This window comes from Brevibacterium pigmentatum, from assembly GCF_011617465.1.
In the GTDB taxonomy this organism is placed as follows: Bacteria; Actinomycetota; Actinomycetes; order Actinomycetales; family Brevibacteriaceae; genus Brevibacterium; species Brevibacterium pigmentatum.
This window is the reverse complement of sequence record NZ_CP050153.1, coordinates 3,803,366-3,823,628: the sequence shown is the minus strand read 5'-3', so window position 1 is coordinate 3,823,628 and position 20,263 is coordinate 3,803,366. Positions and strand designations below refer to the sequence as shown.

Annotated in this window: 16 protein-coding genes; 5 read left to right on the top strand and 11 right to left on the bottom strand. The window is 65.3% G+C overall.

All coding sequences use genetic code 11. From position 1 onward, the window contains the following. The first annotated feature begins 68 nt into the window (after positions 1-68). Both GUY30_RS17315 and GUY30_RS17310 read left to right on the top strand, forming a co-directional pair. On the top strand, positions 69-1,421 hold the full coding sequence (locus tag GUY30_RS17315) for an aromatic ring-hydroxylating oxygenase subunit alpha (RefSeq protein ID WP_228281515.1): 1,353 nt from the start codon (positions 69-71) through the stop codon (positions 1,419-1,421). Next, positions 1,418-2,656 carry an FAD-binding oxidoreductase gene (locus GUY30_RS17310; protein WP_167200354.1) on the top strand — a complete coding sequence of 413 codons (1,239 nt, stop codon included), beginning with the start codon at positions 1,418-1,420 and terminating at the stop codon, positions 2,654-2,656. Before GUY30_RS17315 ends, GUY30_RS17310 begins: the two co-directional genes overlap by 4 nt. Before the next feature lie 7 nt (positions 2,657-2,663). Here the strand turns inward: GUY30_RS17310 and GUY30_RS17305 are convergent, their stop codons facing one another. From GUY30_RS17305 to GUY30_RS17280, 6 genes are all read right to left on the bottom strand, one after another. Beyond that, positions 2,664-4,205 carry an ABC transporter substrate-binding protein gene (locus GUY30_RS17305; protein WP_167200351.1) on the bottom strand — a complete coding sequence of 514 codons (1,542 nt, stop codon included), beginning with the start codon at positions 4,203-4,205 and terminating at the stop codon, positions 2,664-2,666. After that, positions 4,205-5,026, bottom strand: a complete 822-nt coding sequence (locus GUY30_RS17300; RefSeq protein WP_167200348.1) for an ABC transporter ATP-binding protein — start codon at positions 5,024-5,026, stop codon at positions 4,205-4,207. Before GUY30_RS17300 ends, GUY30_RS17305 begins: the two co-directional genes overlap by 1 nt. Continuing rightward, positions 5,023-5,853, bottom strand: coding sequence for an ABC transporter ATP-binding protein (locus GUY30_RS17295; RefSeq protein ID WP_167200345.1), 831 nt, complete (start codon positions 5,851-5,853; stop codon positions 5,023-5,025). Before GUY30_RS17295 ends, GUY30_RS17300 begins: the two co-directional genes overlap by 4 nt. Positions 5,854-5,855: 2 nt before the next feature. Further along, positions 5,856-6,785 (bottom strand): ABC transporter permease, encoded by a 930-nt coding sequence (locus tag GUY30_RS17290; protein ID WP_167200342.1) that lies wholly within the window; start codon positions 6,783-6,785, stop codon positions 5,856-5,858. A gap of 11 nt (positions 6,786-6,796) precedes the next feature. Then, positions 6,797-7,735 (bottom strand): ABC transporter permease, encoded by a 939-nt coding sequence (locus GUY30_RS17285; RefSeq protein WP_167200339.1) that lies wholly within the window; start codon positions 7,733-7,735, stop codon positions 6,797-6,799. 92 nt (positions 7,736-7,827) lie between these two features. Next, positions 7,828-8,502 carry a TetR/AcrR family transcriptional regulator gene (locus tag GUY30_RS17280; protein WP_167200336.1) on the bottom strand — a complete coding sequence of 225 codons (675 nt, stop codon included), beginning with the start codon at positions 8,500-8,502 and terminating at the stop codon, positions 7,828-7,830. Positions 8,503-8,547: 45 nt separating this feature from the next. On the opposite strand from GUY30_RS17280, the gene GUY30_RS17275 reads away from it, so the two are divergent. Next, on the top strand, positions 8,548-9,522 hold the full coding sequence (locus GUY30_RS17275; RefSeq protein ID WP_167200333.1) for a quinone oxidoreductase family protein: 975 nt from the start codon (positions 8,548-8,550) through the stop codon (positions 9,520-9,522). A gap of 37 nt (positions 9,523-9,559) precedes the next feature. Here GUY30_RS17275 and GUY30_RS17270 read toward each other — a convergent pair whose 3' ends face one another. Both GUY30_RS17270 and GUY30_RS17265 read right to left on the bottom strand, forming a co-directional pair. Then, positions 9,560-10,576, bottom strand: coding sequence for a proline racemase family protein (locus tag GUY30_RS17270; protein ID WP_323127763.1), 1,017 nt, complete (start codon positions 10,574-10,576; stop codon positions 9,560-9,562). Next, complete coding sequence (locus tag GUY30_RS17265) at positions 10,573-12,699, bottom strand: oxidoreductase (protein WP_167200330.1); 2,127 nt, start codon at positions 12,697-12,699, stop codon at positions 10,573-10,575. The genes GUY30_RS17270 and GUY30_RS17265 overlap by 4 nt, the downstream gene beginning before the upstream one ends. A gap of 208 nt (positions 12,700-12,907) precedes the next feature. Here GUY30_RS17265 and GUY30_RS17260 point away from each other — a divergent pair, with 208 nt between their 5' ends. Next, positions 12,908-13,621, top strand: a complete 714-nt coding sequence (locus GUY30_RS17260) for a GntR family transcriptional regulator (RefSeq protein WP_228281514.1) — start codon at positions 12,908-12,910, stop codon at positions 13,619-13,621. A 195-nt stretch (positions 13,622-13,816) separates the two neighbouring features. Here GUY30_RS17260 and GUY30_RS17255 read toward each other — a convergent pair whose 3' ends face one another. From GUY30_RS17255 to GUY30_RS17245, 3 genes are all read right to left on the bottom strand, one after another. Next, positions 13,817-15,355 (bottom strand): MFS transporter, encoded by a 1,539-nt coding sequence (locus tag GUY30_RS17255; RefSeq protein ID WP_167200324.1) that lies wholly within the window; start codon positions 15,353-15,355, stop codon positions 13,817-13,819. Between the two features lie 310 nt (positions 15,356-15,665). Then, positions 15,666-17,306 carry a sigma-70 family RNA polymerase sigma factor gene (locus GUY30_RS17250; RefSeq protein ID WP_167200321.1) on the bottom strand — a complete coding sequence of 547 codons (1,641 nt, stop codon included), beginning with the start codon at positions 17,304-17,306 and terminating at the stop codon, positions 15,666-15,668. A gap of 281 nt (positions 17,307-17,587) precedes the next feature. After that, positions 17,588-19,132, bottom strand: a complete 1,545-nt coding sequence (locus GUY30_RS17245) for an aminotransferase class I/II-fold pyridoxal phosphate-dependent enzyme (RefSeq protein WP_323127762.1) — start codon at positions 19,130-19,132, stop codon at positions 17,588-17,590. 91 nt (positions 19,133-19,223) lie between these two features. Between GUY30_RS17245 and GUY30_RS17240 the strand changes: the two genes are divergently transcribed. After that, on the top strand, positions 19,224-20,228 hold the full coding sequence (locus tag GUY30_RS17240; protein ID WP_167200318.1) for a LysR family transcriptional regulator: 1,005 nt from the start codon (positions 19,224-19,226) through the stop codon (positions 20,226-20,228). The last annotated feature ends 35 nt before the right edge of the window (positions 20,229-20,263 follow it).

Sequence of the window (20,263 nt, the reverse complement as noted above, 5' to 3'; positions counted from 1 at the left end):
CGGGCCGCGGCCGGCGAAGGGGCCGACACGAGACGCGGTCGAGACGCGACGACGAGGTGGTGGACGAATTGACTCTGGCACCAGAGCAGAAGCGGACCGATTCCGGCATGAATGAGCCCGGTGCGGCCGCCGGATCGGGCGGGCACGGCAGGACCGATATCGACCGGCTCATCGACGAACGTGTGCCCGGCTATTCGCTGGCGGCGCCGTTCTACATCAGTCCGGAATTCTTCGCGCGCGATATCGAGGCGATCTTCGCCTCGACGTGGATCTTCGTTGCATCAAGCGCCGAAGTACCAGAGCCCGGCGACTACCTCACGATCGACATCGGTGCCTATTCGGTCATCGTCATCCGCGATGACGACGGTGAGATCCGGGCACACCACAATGTCTGCCGCCACCGGGGCACGCGGCTGCTCAATGATCTGTGCGGTTCCGTGGGCAACATCGTCTGCGGATACCACCAGTGGACGTACACGCCGTCGGGCGAACTCATCTCCGCCGGTGTCCAAGCTCCCGGTTTTGATCGGTCCTGCTTCTCGCTGCGCTCGGTGAACCTCCGCGTCATCGGCGGGCTGATCTTCATCTGCCTCAGCCCCACCCCACCGGACGACATCGACGAGGTGGCCGAGGTCATCGAGCCCTATCTGGCCGGGCATGACATCGCCGGGACGAAGGTGGCCGCGCAGAGTGACCTCATCGAGGACTCGAACTGGAAGCTCGTCATGGAGAACAACCGCGAGTGCTACCACTGCGAAGCCGGACACCCGGAGCTGACCTGCACGTTCTTCCCCACCTACGGCTACGATCCCGACGAGATTCCCAAGCGTCTGCAACCGGCCTACCAGCGCTACCTCGACGCGGAGGACCAGCTGCACGCCAGCTGCGACCGCAACGGCCTGCCCTATGCCCTCGTCGAGGAACTGAGCGGACGACCCACCGGGTTCCGGATCGAACGGGCCGCGCTCGACGGGAAGGGCGAGTCGTACACGATGGACGGATCGGCCGCCTCGGCGAAATTGTTGGGAGACCTCGACACCTTCGTTCTGGGGCGGGCGTCGCTGCATGTGCAGCCGAACATGTGGTTCCACGCGATGGGCGACCATGTGGTGACCTTCAGCCTGTTGCCGTTGGCCGAGGACAAGACGCTGGTGCGCACGACCTGGCTCGTCCATGCCGATGCGGAGGAGGGCGTCGACTACGACCTCGACAACCTCACCACGGTGTGGATCAAGACGAACGAGCAGGACGCGACCTTCTGCGAGCGTGGGCACCTGGGAATCTCATCGCCCGCATATGTGCCGGGTCCTTACGCGCCGACGGAATCGCAGGTCGATGACTTCGTGACCTGGTACATCGAACGTCTCAAGGCTCACCGGGAACAGCGGACTGTGAAGCTGGAAGGAGCTGATCGGCGATGAGGTACCGTCATTCGACATTCGCCCAGGCAGCATCCACGCCCGTGGGCAAGGCGACATTCCGGGTGCCCACTCGGGGCAGGCGGCCTATACTCGCAGCCGTCGCCCCGCCAGTCCTCGATACGCCGGTCCTCGACACGGCAGTCGAGCCCGCGCTCGCTGAACTTCAGCTCGACCCGGAGCTGCTCACCGGTCCCGTCGAGGTCACCGGCATCACTCAGGTGACCCACGACGTGAAGACCTTCGAGCTGCGGGCCGGATGGATGGCCGCCGTCGACTTCGCCCCCGGTCAGTACGTGACGATGCGCATCCCCGAGCTCGGCCTCGAGCGCTGCTATTCGATCTCCTCGGCGCCCTTCGGCACGAATATCTTCACCATCACGGTCAAGCGCGTGCCCGGGGGAGCGGTGTCGAATCATCTGCACGATACCGTTCAGGTCGGCGATCGGCTGCACGCGGACGGGCCCTACGGACTGTTCAGCACGAGCTTCCACCAGGCCGAACGACACCTCTTCCTCTCCGCCGGCTCCGGAATCACCCCGATCATGTCGATGGTGCGCAGCCTGCTCGCCCGACAGGGAGGGTCCGGCGCCGACATCGCCTTCGTCCACAGCGCCTCGACGCCGCTCGACATCATCTTCCGCGCCGAGCTCGAACAGCTCGCCGAGGTCGCCGGAGTCAGCGTCACCATCCTGTGCTCCAGGGATTCCGAGGTGGAGACCTGGGCTGGTCGGCGCGGCCGGATCAATGAGAATACCCTCGCCGAGGTGGTCCCCGACGCGGCCGACCGCGAAACCTTCGTGTGTGGACCGGGACCGTATATGGAGGCCGTGCGACCCCTGCTCGCCGAGGCGGGGGTAGCAGCGGCGCGAATGCACGAGGAGTCGTTCGTCTTCGCCACTTCACCAGCCGACCGTTTGGCCAAGGCCGGTGCGAGAGCCAAAGCTGCCGGAGCCGCCGCCGACGGCACTGGAGTGAGCCACGCCGTCGAGTTCGCGATCTCCGGGCGCGTGGTCGACTGCGATGAGTCCACGACCGTGCTCGACTCTGCTCTGGACGCCGGACTGTCGGTGCCCTCATCCTGCTCGCAGGGCGCGTGCGGAACCTGCAAGTCCGTGCTCGTCAGCGGGGAGGTCGAGATGAAGCACGCCGGAGGCATCCGGCCGAAGGAGATCGCCGCGGGCAAGTTTCTGCCCTGCTGCTCGACCCCTTTGACCGATCTCGTCGTCGAGAGGTGATGCCGGCTCAGTGCTTGAGCTTTGTCTCCTTCAGGCCGTAGGTGCCGAGGACGTAGGGTTCGAAGCCTACGACGTCTCTGCTCATCCCGAACAGGGCCTTCTGGTAGGCGATTGGAACGATCGGGGCATCCTCGGCGACTTTCTGCTGGATCTTGGCGTACAGCTCTTTCTGCCGGTCCTGGTCTTCTTCGGCCACGGCCTGCTCAGCCCATTTCTCCACATCGGGGTCGGAATAGCCCGAACGAACTCCGGAGTCGTCGGTGACGGCGAGGAAGTTGATCATCTGTGACGTGTCGGAGACATCGGAAGTCGCGTAGCTGACTTGGACTTGGAAGTTGCCGTTCGTCCGATTCGTCGTCAGCGTCGCATCGTCGAGCTTTTGGACGTGGACGGTCAGGCCGATGTCCTGCCACGCCTGTTGGGCGATCTGCGCCAACAGCTCACGATCGGCGACACCCGAGGGAATCTGGATGGTGATGTCGATTCCGTCCGGATGGTCCGACTCCTTGACCAGCTGCTTGGCCTTCTCCATGTCGAACTGGCTGCTGTCGACCTTGTCCGAATGACCGGCAAGTCCCGGTGAGATGAACGAGGTCGCGGGCTCAGCGTAACCGGCGTAGACCACCTCGACGATGGACCTGCGATCGACAGCATACGACATGGCACGTCGCAGCTTGGGATCGTCGAGTCCCTTCTCCTTGTTGTTGATGTTGAAATAGAGGATCTTCGTCGAGGTGAACGCCTGGGCGTTGATGTCCTGTGAGCGCGAGAGCTGACTCATGCTCAACGGAGCAGGCTCCTGATTGATATCGGCCTGCCCGCCCTGCAGCTGCAGGCGACGGGTATTGTCGTCGGCGACGACGTTGAAGGTCACGGAATCCAGAGAGGGGACGCCCTCTTCCCAGTAGTTCGGGTTCTTCACCAGTTCGAGGCTCTGCCCCTTATTCCACTTGCCGACCTTGAACGGGCCAGTTCCGTCTGCATGTGAGGCCATGTACTCGGCGTCGTGTCCGCCGAAGTCGTCGGGGTAGATCGATGCGGCGAACAGCGCCATATAGCTCGGCAGGGGACCCCATGGCTGTTTCAGGTCGATGCGCACCGTCTGGTCGTCGACCTTCTTCACGTCTTTGATCGGGTCGAATTCGGCGGCCCAGAGGTTGTTCTCATCTTCCTGATCCCGCGCATAGTTCAGGGAGAAGACGACATCGTCGGCGTCGAGTGTCTTGCCGCTGTGGAACTTCACTCCCTCGCGCAGATGGAAGGTCCAGGACATCTTGTCCTTCGATTCCTCCCAATCGGTTGCCAGCCCCGGTTCGACCCCGGACCCGTCGGGTTTGTTGAGAGTGAGAGTCTCGTAGACCTGCTGCAGCGTCCAGATGTCCTCATTCTGGGTCGTCGTCGGTGGCAGCAGAGTCGTCGCATCGGCGGCGCGAGCGAAGACGAGGTCGCCGCCGGGGCGAGCGGTCTTCTCTCCTCCCGAACTGCACCCTGCGAGGATCAGAAGGCAGGCGCAGAGTGCTGCCGTCACCGCAGTGAATCGTCTGGCCATCACCCTTCCCCTCCTCGGAGACGATCGAGATAGGCGCTGTGGAAGGTCGGTATCGCCCTCAGCAGCGTCTTCGTATAGTCGTCGCGCGGAGACGTGAAGATCTCCTCGGTCGTGTTCTCCTCGACGAGGCGGCCGTTGTGGATGACGTAGATCCGCTCGCACAGCTTCCTGACGACGGCCAGGTCATGGGAAATGAAGAGAATTGATAGGTCGAGTTCCTCGCGCAGCCGGGCGAAGAGCGCGACGATCTCCGCCTGAACACTGACGTCGAGGGCGGAGACGGCTTCGTCGGCGACGATGATGCTGGGTTCGACGGCCAGCGCTCGAGCGATCGCCACCCTCTGCCTCTGGCCTCCCGACATGGCGGTCGGGGTGCGGTCGAGGAACTCCTCGGGCAGCCGCACCATCTCCATCAGTTCCGCACACCTGGCCCGCAGCGCAGGTCCGGAGGCGAGACGATGGTGGCGGATCACCTCGGCGAGCGTCGCCCGCACCGTGTAGCGGGGATCGAGGGAGGCGAAAGGGTCCTGGAAGACCATCTGCACGATCCGCCACTGTGCGCTCGTGCGTTTCTGTGCGAACTCCCGACCGTCGACGCTCACCGTGCCGTCGTAGTCGCGCTGGAGTCCGCAGATGACTCGTGACAGCGTCGATTTTCCCGAACCCGATTCGCCGACGAGTCCGACGATCTCGCCGGGGCGGACCTGCAGGTCGGCGGAATCGACCGCGGTGAAGGCGCGGTCACCACGTCCGAAGGTGACGGTGACGTTCTCGGCGCGCAGACCGCGCACCGGCGCCGACGAAGGCTGAGTCTCGGTCATCGTGTCTCCTCGGCAAGGCCCGCATCGTCAACGTCCTCATCGATGCGCGGAGTCGCTGTCAGCAGTCGACGCGTGTACTCCTTCTGGGGATCGTCGAAGACCTCCTGCAGCACACCGTGTTCGACGATCTGCCCGTCCTTCATCACACTGATCGACGAGCACAGCTGAGCGACGACCGCGAGGTCATGGGTGACATAGAGCAGGCCGAGCCCCTCATCCTGCTGCATGGTGCGGAAGAGATCGAGCACCTGCGCCTGGATCGTCACGTCGAGCGCCGTCGTCGGTTCGTCGCAGAGCAGAACCTGCGGCTCCTGGGCCAGCGCCGCTGCGATCATCACGCGCTGACGCATACCGCCGGAGAGCTGGAACGGGTAGTTCCTGGCTCTGCGGTCCGGTTCGGCGATGCCGACACGGTCCATGAGCTCGACGGCGAGGTCGTGGGCCTGCTTCTTCGACATCCCTCTGCGTTCGGCGATGGCATCGGTGATCTGACGGCCGACCTTCATCACCGGGTTGAGGGCGATGGCAGGTTCCTGGAACACCATCGAGATGCCCGTGCCGCGGATGCGCTGATCGAATCGCCCACCCGGCCCGGAGCTGAGGACATTGCGACCGTCGAACCGGATCTCTCCGTCGACGACGGTGGCACCGGGTGGGAGCATTCCGAGGATGCTGCGCAGCGTCATCGACTTACCCGATCCCGATTCGCCGACGAGCCCCATCGGCTCACCGGCCTCGAGACTGATCGACACATCGTCGAGGATCCGGCGTCGTCCGGCCTCTCCGTCGATGTCGACGGTGAGGGAGTCCACTTCGAGGATGGGCATGGTCACCTCTTCGGCTTCAGCGTGTTCGTCAGGCCGTCGCCGATGAGCGCCAGTGCGAAGGACACGATGACGACGGCGAATCCCGGCCACAGGATGAGGCCGTAGTTGCCGGTGCCCATGTACTGCTGACCATCGTTCATCATCTGACCCCAGTCGGCGGTCGGCGGGACGATGCCCATGCCGAAGTAGCTGAGGGTGACGACGACGCCGATGTTGAGCACGATGTCACTCATCGCATAGATGACGCCCTGGCTGACGGTGTTCGGAATGATGTGGCGGGTGAGGATCCTTGGTGTGCTCAGGCCCGAAGCGCGGCAGGCGGAGATGAACTCCTGCTCTCTGAGGACGAGCACCTCGCCGCGGACGATGCGAGCGTAGGCCACCCAGGAAACGGCGCTGATGGCGACGAAGATGCTGCCCATTCCGTTGCCCATGACGAAGACGAGCACGATGACCAGGACGTAGAACGGGAAGGCCGAGACGATATCGGCCAGACGCATGATGACGATGTCGACCCATCGGCCGAAGTAGCCGGCCAGTGAACCGAGGACGGTGCCCAGGATGAAGGGTACGATGACGGCCACGACGGCGACGATGAGGTCGACGCGGCCACCATGAAGGAAGCGGGAGAGGACGTCTCGCCCGAGCTGATCGGTGCCCAATGGGTGTGCGGCCGATGACGGGGCGAAGGTGTTGAGCAGGTCCTGCCGATTGGGGTCGTCGGTGACGAAGAGCGGTCCGATGGCGAGCAGCAGCACCATTGCGCCGAGGGTGATCCCACCGATCCACAGCTGCAGATTGTGCCGCCGCATGAACGCCGGAAGCGGAAGAGAGAATCGCGCAGTCGGCGTCGCCCGGGACGCCGTGCCGCCGCGAGTCCGCGGTGGTTTGCCGCCCGGGCCACCTGCGCCGGTCGCAGTCGGGGAGGTCATCGGTTCGGTCATCATGCCCCCAACCGCACGCGTGGATCGACGATGCTGTAGACGATGTCGGTGAGCAGGTAGACGAGGACGACGAGGACACCGAAGATCACGGTCAATGCCTGCACGACGTCGTAGTCACGGGCGAGGACGGCTTCCATGAGGAGTGAGCCGACGCCGGGGATCGCGAAGACGTTCTCGACGACGAGGGCACCGCCGACGAGGTGGCCGACCTGGATGCCGAGGATCGAGACCCCCGTGATTCCGGCATTGCGGAAGGCATAGTCGAAGACTGTCCGCTTCCTGCTCAGGCCCTTCGACAGGGCGAAGTTCGTGTATTCGGCCGACATCGAATCGTTCAGTGCCGCTGTGAGGCTGCGGATGAGTACGGGGCAGATCGTCAGAGCGACGGCGAGGCCGGGCAGAACGAGGGAGTAGACGTGCTCACCGAAGTTGCTGCCGTAGCCGCCGACTGGGAAGACTCCGAGGTTCACGCCGAGGACGAGGATGAGCAGGGTGCCGACGAAGAACGCCGGCATGCCTTGGACGGTGGCGGCGAAGACCCTGGACACGATCGCCGAGGCGGCCGATCTCTTCGCGGCCACCCACAGCGACAGCGGGACGGAGATGACGACAGCGAACACCAAGGACACGAGCATGAGCAGCAGGGTCGCCGGCATCCGCAGCTTCAGCAGCTCGAGGACGGAGGTCTGGAAGATGAATGACTGTCCGAAGTCACCGACGAGGAGGCCTGCGAGGAACTGGAAGTACTGGATGATCATCGGTTCGTTCAGGCCCCAGGCCTGACGAAGCTGAGCGACGTTCTCCGGAGTGGCTTTATCGCCGAGGTATGCGGCTGCGGGATCGCCGGGAGCCAGCTTCATGAGGATGAAGGACAGCGTGGCGACGCCGAGGACGATCGGAATCATCAGCAGCACACGCCGGAGGATGTACTTGCCCACACCCACCCCTTCGCAGTGTGACCTGGATTACACCTGTCATTCTATTCGCAATATTGCTTGTCGCGGTGGTCCGGGACGCGGCGTGTCGGTCCCTACCGAGCGGCGATGGCGGTGGCGATCGTCTGGATCTGCGGAATGAGCTCGTCGAGCGAATGGCCCTGTCTGTTCAGCCATTGATCGAGCTGGGCTGCGGACAGAACCGCCATGACCGCCTCGGCGCGGGTGGCGATCGGATCGGAGGGGTTCGCGTCTGAGCGTTCGAGCGTCCCGGTCGTCCACATCTCGGCAATGAGGATCTCCACGTGGCGCCGCCAGAACGGGTAGCTCTGTCGGTCGAAACGACCCTTCGGTGAGCTGCTCTCGGTGAGGAGGACGAGGTCGAGGTTGCCGGCGATGTGACGCAGGTACGCATCGACGAAGGCGCCGAGGCGCTCGCCTCCCGGAGCCCCCGGACCCAAGGGCGGCGGACCCTGGAGCATGCGAGCGTGCATGTCCCGGACCCGGTCGTCGAGCAGAGCTGAGGCGATGCCGGGCTTGTCGGTGAAATTGCGGTAGAGAGTGCCCTTGCCGACTCCGGCCCGCCGGGCCAGCTCATCCATCGTCAGTCCGTCGACTCCCCTGTCGGTCAGGAGGGCAGCCGCGGCATCGAGGATCTTCCTCCGATTGCGCTGTGCATCGGCGCGGAGAGGAGCCTGCGAGGCGACCAGAGGGAGAAACTTCTCGTTCCCTCTTCCATAACCGGACTGCGGTCCGTTAATGTCGTCCATATACGGACTATAGTCCGGATCGAATCCGACTTCGAGGAGGCAGCAATGACGTCGATCATCGTCAACGAACACGGAGGACCCGAGAAGTACGTGGTCACCGACGACGCGTCGGCAACACCCTCTGCTCCGGCCGACGGGCAGCTGCAGGTCAGCCTGAACCTGGCCGGGGTGAACTTCATCGACGTCGTCCAACGCCGCGGAGGAACGCCGGTCACAGCGCCGTTCGCCCCCGGTGTCGAAGGAGTCGGCACGGTCACCGCCGTGGGTGCCGGAGTCGACGGCTTCTCCGTCGGCGATCGCGTCGGCTGGATGACCGGCGGACAGGGCAGCTTCTCGTCCACTGCCCTCGTCCGGGCGGACAAGGCCGTGCCGCTGCCGGACGACATCGACGACGAGACCGCTGCTGCCGCTCTCATGCAGGGCATCACTGCCCACTACCTGACCACGAGCACCTTCCCCATCTCGGCCGGCGATGTCGTCGTCATCCACGCCGCGGCAGGCGGGCTCGGTCAGATGCTCACGCAGATCGCAGCCGTCAAGGGCGCCACCGTGATCGGCACGACCTCGACCGAAGAGAAGGCCGAGATCGCCCGAGCCAATGGTGCCGCCCACGTCTTCGGCTACGACGACTTCGCGGAGAAGGTCCGGGAGGTCTCAGACGGAGAAGGCGCCTCGGTGATCTTCGACGGCGTCGGCGCAACAACGTTCGACGGCGATCTCAAGGCTCTGCGCACCCGCGGCACCCTCGTTGTCGTCGGCAATGCCAGCGGCCCCGTCCCGGCCGTCGACGTCAACACGCTCAGCGCTTCCGGGTCCCTCTTTCTCACTCGGCCGACCGTCGTCGACCACGTCAGGACGCCTGAGGAGCTGCGCTCACGCACCGACGAGATCTTCGAATGGATCCGCAGCGGAGACCTCACCGTCCACATCGGAGACCGGTTCCCCCTCACCGAGGTGGCCGCCGCATTCACGGCGCTCGAATCCCGGGCGACGAGCGGAAAAATCATCCTCGAACACTGATCTCCTCCTCAAGTACTGATCGAGGAAGAACCGGAACTCACCGCAGCACGAACCCGGGCACAAGGTCATCGAGCGGGTCGACCTCGAACGTCGAGGTGGCCACCCGGTGGGCGCTGCCGGTGACGACCGGGATGACGCCGCCGGCGGTCTCTTCGAGGACCTTCGCCCGAAGTCGCGTGCCCACGATCGACTCGTGGACCAGGCTCTGCCTTGATCGGAGCTCACCCTTGGCGTGGAGAGCGGCGACTCGAGCCGCCGTTCCCGACCCGCAGGGCGAGCGGTCCACTTGGCCATCGGCGAAGATCGTGACATTGCGCTGGTGCAGTTCGCCGCTGGGCAGAGCGCCGAACCGGTCGACGAAGATCGTGCCGTACACCCCGGAGAGACGCTCATCCTCGGGGTGGACCGTGTCCGGGTGATCGGCGAGACCTGCCTTGACCTCTCGACCCAGAGAGATCAGAGCGGTGAGATTCTCGGGCACGACCTCCAGGCTGGGTGCGCCGAGGTCAGCCGCATCGACGAGGGCATAGATCGCCCCGCCCCACGCGAGGTCGGCCGAGATCGGGCCGCGGCTCGTGGACACCGTGATCCGCGAGGCGACAAGACGGCTGGGCACATTGACGAAGTCCACCGAGGTGGCCCTGCCCTCGGCATCCGTGTGCACCTGTGCCCGCACCCGACCCGAGGGAACGTCGATCGTGACTTCGGTGGTCCCAGACGGATCGGCTGCAACGATCCTGGAGGACACCGCCCAGGCCCCCAGCGCCATCGTCCCGTGACCGCAGGCGGTGGAGAAGCCGTCCTTGTGCCAGAACAGCACCCCGAAATCGGCTCCGCCATCATCGGGTGGGGTGATGAAGCCGCCGTACATATCCGCATGTCCGCGCGGTTCGAAGCACAGCAGCCTGCGCAGATCGTCGAGCTCCGAGCCCGGCACCGCCAGCGCCCGCCGCTGCGCCACGCTCGCGCCGGGAATCTCGACAGGAGGGTCGGCGACGATCCGGAACGGTTCGCCGGCCGTGTGGAAATCGACGCTGGTGCAGATCGTGTTCACAGACCCATTCCCACTCTCAGTCCTTCCAGCACCGCCGCATGCACATTGCGTGAGGCGACGGCATCACCGATCCGATACAGCGAAAACCTCGGCCCCGCCTCGGTGCCGGTGGACCCGGGATCCGAGCCGGCTCTGGAATGCGGCTGCGGCCGTCCCCGCACCCACGCCTCAAGATCCGTCGCCCCGTGGTTCGTTGACTGCGACTTGAGCTCGACATAGATCTCGTCATTGGGTGTTGTCCCGAAATCGACGACCACCGCATCGGAGACGATCTCCGTCTCCCGATCCGAGTACTCGTTGCGCAGCATCGCCACGATCTCCTTCCCCTCGATCCGCGGCTTCTGCGTGAGTCGCTCGCCGAGGCGGACCTCGACTCCGAATTCGGAGAACACCTGGAGGTAGGCAGGGGAGTTCATCGACCCCACGTCGATGCCGATCGTGCGTTCGGGGCTGACGTAAGTGACCTGCTGACCGGCCCGCGCCAAGCGTTCGACGGCGTCGAGGGCCGGATAGAACCCATGGTCGTCGAAGACGAGGACCCGCTGCTTCGACTTGAGCCGGTCGTCCATGACGTCCCAGACGTCGAAGCTGGGCCCCTGCTCCCGGAAGGGATGCCCGGCATCGGGGACCCCTCCGGTGGCGACGATGACGACGTCGGGGTCGAGGCCGAGGATGTCGTCCGCCTCGGCGAAGGTGTTCAGTCGCAGGTCGACGCCGTGCTTCCTGCACTGCTGGACGCGCCAGTCGATGATGCCGATGAGGTCGCGGCGGCGCTGCGAGCGGGCGGCGAGGCGGACCTGCCCGCCGGGGGCGTCCTCGGCCTCGATGAGGGTCACCCGGTGCCCGCGCACGGCGGCGACACGGGCAGCTTCGAGCCCGGCGGGACCGGCGCCGATGATGACGACATGCTTGGGACCGGTCGTGACATCGCGGGGAACCTCCTGCGGCAGATCGGCCTCGCGACCGCTGGCCGGATTGTGGATGCAGGTGGCCGAACCGGAGGTGTAGATCGAGTCGAGGCACATGTTGGCGCCCACGCAGGGTCGGATATCGTCCTCGCGTCCTTCGGCGACCTTGCGCGCGAGGTGCGGATCGGCCAGCTGTGCCCGGGTCATTCCGACGAGGTCGAGGCACCCGTCGGCGATCGCGAACCGGGCGGTCGCGGCATCGGAGATGCGCGCGGCGTGGAGGACTGGGATGTCGATGGCTTCGCGGATGCGGCGGCAGGTTTCGAGCCACGGCGCCGAGGGGGTGCCCATGCCGGGGATCGCCTCGGCGAGCTGGCGGTCCGAGTTGATCATTCCGACATTGAGGTTGAGGAAGTCGATGCCGTGATCGGTGTAGGTCCGCAGGATCTCGGTGGCCCTCGCTTCGTCCATGCCGTCCTCGCGGCGTTCGTCGACGGCCATGCGGATGCCGAGGACGAAGTCGTCCGGAACTGAGGCGCGCACCGCGTCGATGATGCGCATCGGGAACTTGATCAGATTGGCCAGTTCGCCGGAGAACTCGTCGTCGCGGTCATTGAGCCACGGGGCGAGGAAGGAGTCGAGCAGGTGCCCGGCGTGCATGACCTCGAGCCCGTCGAACCCGGCGGCGGCCACGCGTTCGGCAGCGGCCGCGAAGTCCGCGACGATGCGATCCATATCGAAGTCCTCGAGCGCCTTCGTGAACGACCGGTGCGCCGCCTCCCGCGTCCGAGAGGCCGAGACCAGCGGCAGCCAGTCGCCGGCGAAGTTCGATGACCGGTGGCCCAAGTGGGTCGCCTGGATCATGATCGCCGTGCCTTCGTCGTGGCAGTCTCCGGCGATCGCGGACAGCCACGGAACCACCTCGTCGGTGGACAGGTCGATATTGCCGAACGCGGCGGGGGAGTCCTTGGACACGATGGCCGAACCGCCGATCATCGTCAGACCGACACCGCCGCGGGCCTTTTCCCGGTGATAGAGCCGGTAGCGGTCCTTCGGCATGCCGAGCTCGGTGTAGGCGGGCTCATGCGAGGTCGAGACGATGCGATTGCGCAGCGTGAGGCTGCCGAGCTCGAAGGGCTGGAGCAGCGGATCTGCCGCTGTGTCGGTCGGGCGCGTGGTCGGTGCGGGTGTGCCGGGTACGGGTTCGGCAGTCATGGGTTCCTCCTTCATTGCAGGAACGTCACTGTGGGAACGGCTCCGCTGGGGGAGTCCGGTTGGGTAATCGATTACCGACTACTTGCTTCAATGGTGCGATCTCACGGTTATGCTGTCAATAGTCGGCGAGCAGATCGTCGCCGCAGAAATACGCCGGAAGCGGTGTGAACCGTCGGGCTGCCGACCGCGATTCGAAGAGGAGTGTGAGATGGAGCGAGTGAGACCGCAGGCCGAATCGCTGCGCGAGCAGGCACTGGGCATCATCCGCGACGCCATCACCTCAGGCGAACTCGCCGAGGATCGCATCTATTCGGCAGCCGGCCTGGCCAAGCAGCTCGGCATGTCACTCAGCCCCGTCCGTGAGGCGATGATGGCGCTCGTGACCGAGGGGACCGTCGAAGCCGTGCCCAATCGCGGCTTCCGTCTGGTCACCATCACCGAGGCGGACCTCGAGGAGATCATCGCCATCCGCGTCCTCCTCGCAGTTCCGGCCGTCCGCCACCTGGCCGAGGCGGGCAGCGATGACATCGTCGGACGTTACCAGCGGGCAGGTGCGGACGCGGCAGGCGAAGCAACGACCAAGGCAGACGCGGTTGCCCGACTGCGCGGCCTGGCCGAGGCGACCCTGGCGGCGGCAGTGGCCGGCGAATTCGCGGAGTTCTATACCCAGGACCGCAGGTTCCATGAGGCTCTGCTCGAGCACGGCCTCGGCGGGCGTGCCGCCGCGATCAGCCTGCGCCTGCGCGATCAGTCGCGCCTCTATCGGCGCGAGGATCAGATCGGGGCCATCGCACTCGATTCCGCACGCGAGCTGCCTGCCATCGTCGACCTCATCGAGGAGGGCCGGGCCGCCGAGGTGGCCGACCTCGTCACGTCGAACCTCTACTTCTTCAAGCGCGTCCCAGCCGAAGCCGACGGCTGACCTCCGCCACGTTCTGGGGCGTGTCATCACCCGCGGGTTCAAGATTCATACGCACTGATGGAGATCACCACATATGAATCTTGAACCCGCTCATGCACACGTCGTTCAAGACGACGCTGGGCCGCCCCGTAACGGGACGCCCCAGCGTCTTATGTATTCGATCGGCGAGCTCTGCCGATCAGGTATCGACTTCGATCAGGCGGGTGCCTTGTCGGGGTCGACGTCGAGGATCGGCATGGACTCGATGTCCAGATCCGGGTTGTCCGTCTGAGTGCGAGCCAGTTCTTCGGCCTCTTCGTGGGTGTTCACCGTCGGGAACGAGCCCGGCAACGGCTTGTGCGCCGATTCCTTCATGAGCAGCACGGCGACGAGCGCGACGACCGAGAAGAACAGGATGTAGAACGCGGGCATATACGAATTGCCGGTCATGTCGATGAGAGCCTGGGCGAACAGCGGCGTGGTGCCGCCGAACAGGGAGACGCCGAGGTTGAACGTCAGGCCCATCGCACCGTAGCGCGACGCGGTCGGGAACAGAGCCGGCAGCGTCGAGGCCAGGCAGGCGATGTAGAACCCCGCGGGCAGGGCGACCATGAACAGGGCCACCATCACCGCCCACATCTCACCGATCTGCATGACGGCGAAGGCGGGAACGATGAGGATGATCGTCATGATCGCGGCCGCGAGGAAGATGAACTTGCGTCCCATCTTGTCGGAGAGCTTGCCGATGAGCGGCAGGCACAGCGACATGACGACAAGGACCGGGATTGTGGCCACGGCTGCCTGGACGTTCGAGACCTTGACGGTCTCCTCCAGATAGGTGGGCATGAAGCTCGTCAGCGCATAGCCGACCGTCTGGGATCCTGCGACGACGGCGATGCCGATGAGGATCTCTTTCCAGAAGTGGCGGATGACACCGATGAGGCCGTGGCGGGCGTACTTGTCGTCCTTGACCTTGATGTCGCGGCCGGCTTCCTCGCTCGATTCGAAGCTCGGGGTCTCCGGGATCTTCAGACGGAACCAGATGGCGACGATGCCGAGCGGAATGGCGAGGAGGAACGGGATCCTCCAACCGCCGTCGAGCATGGCGTTTTCGCCGTAGATGGACGTGCTGATCACGGTCGTGATCGCCACGGTTCCGGCACCGGCGGCGAAGCCCAGGTAGGAGCCGACATCGAGCCACGAGGCCCAGTAGCCACGGGACTTGTCTGGAGCGAATTCGGAGACGTAGGTGGTGGCGCCGGCGTACTCGCCGCCGGTGGAGAATCCCTGGATCATCTTGAGCAGGTAGAGGGGGATGATCACCCACAGGCCGACCTGAGCCGAGGTGGGCAGGACGCCGATGAGGGCGGTGGCGGTGGCCATCGTGGCCATCGTGAAGAACAGGACCTTCTGCCGACCGATCTTGTCGCCCAGCGGGCCGAGCACCATGCCGCCGAGTGGGCGGACGAGGAAGGACACGGCGAAGCCGAATAGGGTCACGAGCAGACCCATCTGCTCGTCCATACCCGAGGTGAACACGGAGGTCATCGTCACGGCCAGGTAGCCGTAGACGCCGAAGTCGAACCATTCCATGAAGTTGCCGACTGTGGTGCCGCCGATGGCGGTGCGGATCGATTTCGTTTCGACGACGATGCAGTCATCGGCCTCAAACCGCTTCTGTTTCTTTATGGCACGCCGTTCCTTGCGGGTCGGCTTCTTGTCTTTCTGCGCGGGTCTGTCGTGGCCTTCTGACATCAGTGGTTCCTCGCTTCAGCTGCTGCTAGGCAAGTTGCAGGGCCGAGTCGCCGGAATGGAGCGAGCTCTGCGCGGCAGTTGCTGTCGGATTTCGACAATGCAGAACATCCTTGCCTGGTACTCAGGGAGTGTCAATAAAAATTGTGACACCGTTCACGCCGAATGCGTCCGATGGTAGTTGCCTACGTTGAAAATCGGCCAGTGGTCCAGAAAATACGCAATGAAGATGTTGTCTAATTCGCAGTGTAGCTTGTCCAGTGACGTTGTCGACTGAAGCCGACAGGCTCGGTGCGACGGATGTTGCCGATTCCTACGGCGTGCCGGGAGACTCAGGCTCGGACGGTGCGCCGGGGTCGCTCGGAGATTCGGGTTCGGATGGCGTTTCCGGCTCTTCGGGCGACTCGGGCTCGGACGGCGTCCCGGGATCCTCGGTGGGATCCGGCTCGGACGGCGTCCCGGGATCCTCGGTGGGATCCGGCTCGGATGGTGTTTCGGGCTCGTCGGGGGACTCCGGTTGGGAGGGCGAGTCGGGTGACTCCGGCTCATCCGGGGCCGACGGCTCGTCTGGGGCAGTGGGGTCATCAGAGTCGGAGGACTTCGATGGAGCATCGGTCCCGCTCGAGCCGGGGGAGTCGGCGGGCAACTCGGAGGCTTTGTCTCCCGGCCGCGGGGACGTATCGGAATCCGTGTCGCGGTCCTCGTCGCGCGAACTCGGGGCATCGGTATCGGCTCCGTGTGCCGGGTCGGCAGATGTGGAACCCCCGGAGCCGTCTGAAGCTCGTGTTTCATCGCTGTCGTCGGTGGTGCTCTTCGGCTCAGAGGCCGAACCGGAGCCTGCGGTGCTGTTTGTGCGGGGACCGGGTCCGGAATCCCCGCTCGGCAGGATCGCGAACCCGAGAAGAGTGCAGAGCAGGCCGAGGCACACTGCAATGAGGGGTACGAGCACCGGCTTCGGCAGGGTGAACTTCGGGACCTCGTCATGGTCGGCCGGTTCATCGATGGTCTCTGCCGATGATTCGCCGGTCTCCTTCGGAGTTTCGGAGATGGGGACGACAGCGGGAGAAACTGAGCTATCGGCAGCGGCATCATCATCGGGCTCGCCGGAATCTGTGGCAACGGGCTCGCTGGAATCTGTGGCAACGGGCTCGCTGGAATCTGCAGCGTCGGGCGATTCGGCTGCGGCATCGGACGACTCGGCTGCTGCGACGAGTTCGTCGGTGCCGACCGATTCCGCGGGGTCGGTGGATTCGGCGGCGGCGGGGAGCTCGCCGGTGTCGACCGACTCTGCGGCTGCTGCCTCGGCGTCAAGATCCGGCCCGGGTGCCGCGACGAAAGTATCGGAGAGGCGTTCGATGAGTATCGGCGAGGTGAGCAGCGCCGGAATGAGCTCGGCGCGGTCAGCGATCGACAGCGGCCCATCCGCGGGGCGAGTCTGCGTCCAGGTGCTTTCGAGCTCCTCTCGGGCCCGAGCCGTGAGTCGATCCGCCGTGGCCGAGGTGATGTCGAGGAGTTCAGCGGCGGACTGTGCCGACTGGCCCTCGACTTCTCGCAGCCACAGTATGCGCTGCCAATTGTCGGGCAGCGAAGAGAACGCGGAGGCGATGACGGCGAAGGAGGACAGGTCCTCCGGTTCCGCCTCAGTGAGCTCGGATGAGGAAGCGGCAGAGTCGCTGTCGGAACTACGGACGATCTCGTCACGGATCAAGGCCGTGAACCCCGAGGACCTGTCGGCGGTGCCGTCGAGCAGGGATTTCAGGATCGCAAGGAAAGCGGCGTCGGCTCGGGAGCGCGGGTTCGCAGAATCCGCGGCGGCCAAAACCGTGGCGGAGGCGATGTGGCGACGGTAGAACTCTGAGAAAGCCCCGGAGCTTCCCACGTCGATGAGTGAGAAGAGCTCATCTTCCGTGAAATCGGCGAGAGAGTCTCCGGGGAGATGTTCGTTCTTGTCCATCGTGTCCTGGTTCACTGGGAGTCGATCGGGCGCCCGCATCGTGTCGGTGGAACAGCGGGAGGGGAAGATCGCTCGAATGCAGGGCGGACCAGTGTGCAATGCTGGATGCCCACAACAAGGACGGTAGCGCACTCATCGGAATTTCGCATCCGGAGTCATTATACAAGTCAGGAATCGGTCATGAAGCAGTCATCGATTGAAGTGCTGCGAGGCCATGTGGAGTCGCAGATGACTGCGACGCAGAGCCGCGGGGGCCGTTCACGGACCCCCGCAGGGGGCACTCAGTCCCTGACGACGCGATAGGTCTCGAGGCCGGGATCGACGGCACCGCGGACGTGACCGGACGGACTCGCCGCCACGGCCTGGAGGAAGTCGATGGTTTCGGCGGTGATCTCTTCACCGGGCAGGACATTGGGGATCCCGGGCGGGTATGCAGCCAGCGAGCTCACGCTCACCCGTCCGACCGCCTCGACGGCGGTGACGAGTTCGGAATCCGCGAAGTAGGCCTCGCGCGGGGTCGTCGCCAGTCGACCGGCCGTCGGCAGCTGCGGGAGGGCGGCTGCCGGGCTCGTCGCCGTGGCGGAGCCCGCGGTCTCGAGGCGCATAGTCTCCAGGGCATCGATGAGGCGGCCGATGTCCGGAGACTTTCCGATGCCGATGAGGGCGACGAGGGTGGTCGCTGTCGACATCTCGGGGAAGATGTCGAATTCCTCGGCCAGGCGTTTGCGCACCGTGTGGCCGTCGAGTCCGGTGGCGGTGATGCCGATGGGCAGGCGGAACGGGTCGATGTCGACGACATCGGCATGGCCGAGGAACTCGCCGGACAGCAGGTGGTAGCGGTCGGTGGCTTCGATCTGCGCGCGGATCTGGCGGATGTTGTCCAAGGAATCCGTGATCGCCTCGGTCGATGTCATGAGCGCGCGGCGGGCCAGGTCGATCGAGGCCATGAGGTGTGCGTTCTCGCTCGTCGAGGCCGTCATCATGAAAGCGCGTGCCAGCGCCGGCTCGAGGCGATCGGCGAATTCGGTGTTGCCGAGGTGGAGCAGCGCGGACTGCGTGAGCGAGCCCGCGAGCTTGTGCGTGCTCATGATGACGATGTCGGCGCCCTGGGTGACGGGGGAGGCCGGAAGGTCCGGGTGGAAGCCGAAGTGGGCGCCCCAGGCGGCGTCGATGATCAGCGCCGCACCCGCTTCGTGGGCCACCTCGGCGAGGGATTCGACGTCGGCGACGGCACCGAAGTAGCTCGGGGTCACGAGGTAGACGGCGGTCACCGGTTCGGGGTGATTGCGGATGGCTTGGCGCAGGGCATCGGGGGAGACGCCGTGGGCGATGCCGTTGACTTCGTCGACGTTGGGGTAGACGAAGCCGGGGTTGAGTCCGGCCAGCACGATGCCGTCGATGAAGCTCGAATGCGCGCTGCGCTGGGCGACGACGCCGGACCCGAGGGTGCCGATGGCAAGGGCGGCCATGCGGTTGCCCTGCGAGGAGCCGTTGGTGAGGAACCAGGTGCGGCGGGCGCCCCAGGCCTCGGCGGCCAGGCGCAGCGCTTCGTCCTTCGGGGTATCGACGCCGAGGTCGATTCCGTCGAAGAGCGGAGGGATGTCCAGGGAGAGGGTGTGCTCGCCGAAGAATTCGGCCTGACCTGCGGAGATGCCCTCGATCGTGCCTCCGTGTCCGGGTGTGGACAGGAACAGCGAATTGCGGTCGGCCGCGTGCGCCAGCGCTTCGGCATAGGGCGCGCGGGAATGCGTGAGGGCAGGATGCATCGGCGACCCCGAGGAGGAGTGCGGGGCCGGGGGCATGGGGGAGTCCTGGTGCACGGTCATGCCTCCAGATTAAGGAGGCGAGCAGGTAGGAGAGAATAGCAACTTTCCTCCCTTGCTCTATAGTCAGTATTGAACTCAACGGGGGAGATCAATGGAACCTCTGGATACTCGCGGGCTCACCGCTCTGCGTGCCGTCGCCGAGACCGGATCCGTCGCCGCGGCCGCCGCCGCGCTGCAATGGAGCCAGCCGACGGTCAATCATCATCTGCGCAATCTCGAGCGCGCCCTGGGCGCCACTCTGCTCGATCGCACTCCGCGCGGATCGCAGCCGACGACGGTGGGCAGCCTCGTCGTGACTCGGGCGGTGGAGATCCTCGGTCTGTGCCAGCGCCTCGGCGCCGAGGTGGCACTGTGGCGGGAGTCCCAAGCCGTGCCGGTGCGCATCGGGGCCGTACCCACCGTCGGGGCCCGCGTCATCCCCCGCCTGCACGATCAGCTGCAGGCCCGGTCCAGGTGGCAGACCCGAGACGAGGCAGTCGCCGGCGACCGGACCGACATCCTCACTGCGGCCCTCGACGTGACGATGGACGAGCACGCGAAGCTCGTCTCCCGACTCGAGTCCGGGGACCTCGACCTCGCGCTGCTCGTGTCGACCGACCTCGACCGGACGTGGATCCCGGCAACGCTCAATGCCGCCCACCTGTATTCGGAGCGGCTGTTCCTGTGCGTGCCGCGCTCGATCGGTCCGATCAGCGTGGACGATCACGGACTGCCGGACCTCACAGCGCTCGTCTCACAGACCTGGGCGTTCAGCATCGACCCCGGTGACGCCATCGACGAGGTGGTCCGCTCCTTCTGTCTGTCTGCCGGCTTCGAACCCCGCGTGGGGATGCGGATGGACGACTATGCGGCCATCAACCGGATGATCTCGGCCGGTTTGGCGGTGGCGATGATCCCCGAATCATCACTGTCGACCGACCCGGACATCACCGTCATCCCGATGCCGCTCAGCGACTGCCGCCGTGACGTTCTGCTCGTCTCCCGGTCCTCGAGGCCACAGGGGAGCGCCCGTCACGATCCGATCGTCGATGCGCACAATTCCGCCATCGCCGAGGTGGTCGCCGACGTCCGCACGGTCACCCGGCAGTGGCGGTGACGCTCGGTCTCAGAGCTAGGTGAGTCGAGGTCTCA

Excerpts from the sequence above, each read along its gene's own strand:
- GUY30_RS17280 (WP_167200336.1), bottom strand. The coding sequence starts at position 8,502 with ATGGACGACATTAACGGACCGCAGTCCGGTTATGGAAGAGGGAACGAG.
- GUY30_RS17310 (WP_167200354.1), top strand. The coding sequence starts at position 1,418 with ATGAGGTACCGTCATTCGACATTCGCCCAGGCAGCATCCACGCCCGTG.
- GUY30_RS17260 (WP_228281514.1), top strand. The coding sequence starts at position 12,908 with ATGGAGCGAGTGAGACCGCAGGCCGAATCGCTGCGCGAGCAGGCACTG.
- GUY30_RS17255 (WP_167200324.1), bottom strand. The coding sequence starts at position 15,355 with ATGTCAGAAGGCCACGACAGACCCGCGCAGAAAGACAAGAAGCCGACC.
- GUY30_RS17265 (WP_167200330.1), bottom strand. The coding sequence starts at position 12,699 with ATGACTGCCGAACCCGTACCCGGCACACCCGCACCGACCACGCGCCCG.
- GUY30_RS17275 (WP_167200333.1), top strand. The coding sequence starts at position 8,548 with ATGACGTCGATCATCGTCAACGAACACGGAGGACCCGAGAAGTACGTG.
- GUY30_RS17290 (WP_167200342.1), bottom strand. The coding sequence starts at position 6,785 with ATGACCTCCCCGACTGCGACCGGCGCAGGTGGCCCGGGCGGCAAACCA.
- GUY30_RS17240 (WP_167200318.1), top strand. The coding sequence starts at position 19,224 with ATGGAACCTCTGGATACTCGCGGGCTCACCGCTCTGCGTGCCGTCGCC.
- GUY30_RS17300 (WP_167200348.1), bottom strand. The coding sequence starts at position 5,026 with ATGACCGAGACTCAGCCTTCGTCGGCGCCGGTGCGCGGTCTGCGCGCC.
- GUY30_RS17295 (WP_167200345.1), bottom strand. The coding sequence starts at position 5,853 with ATGCCCATCCTCGAAGTGGACTCCCTCACCGTCGACATCGACGGAGAG.
- GUY30_RS17245 (WP_323127762.1), bottom strand. The coding sequence starts at position 19,132 with ATGACCGTGCACCAGGACTCCCCCATGCCCCCGGCCCCGCACTCCTCC.
- GUY30_RS17305 (WP_167200351.1), bottom strand. The coding sequence starts at position 4,205 with ATGGCCAGACGATTCACTGCGGTGACGGCAGCACTCTGCGCCTGCCTT.
- GUY30_RS17250 (WP_167200321.1), bottom strand. The coding sequence starts at position 17,306 with ATGGACAAGAACGAACATCTCCCCGGAGACTCTCTCGCCGATTTCACG.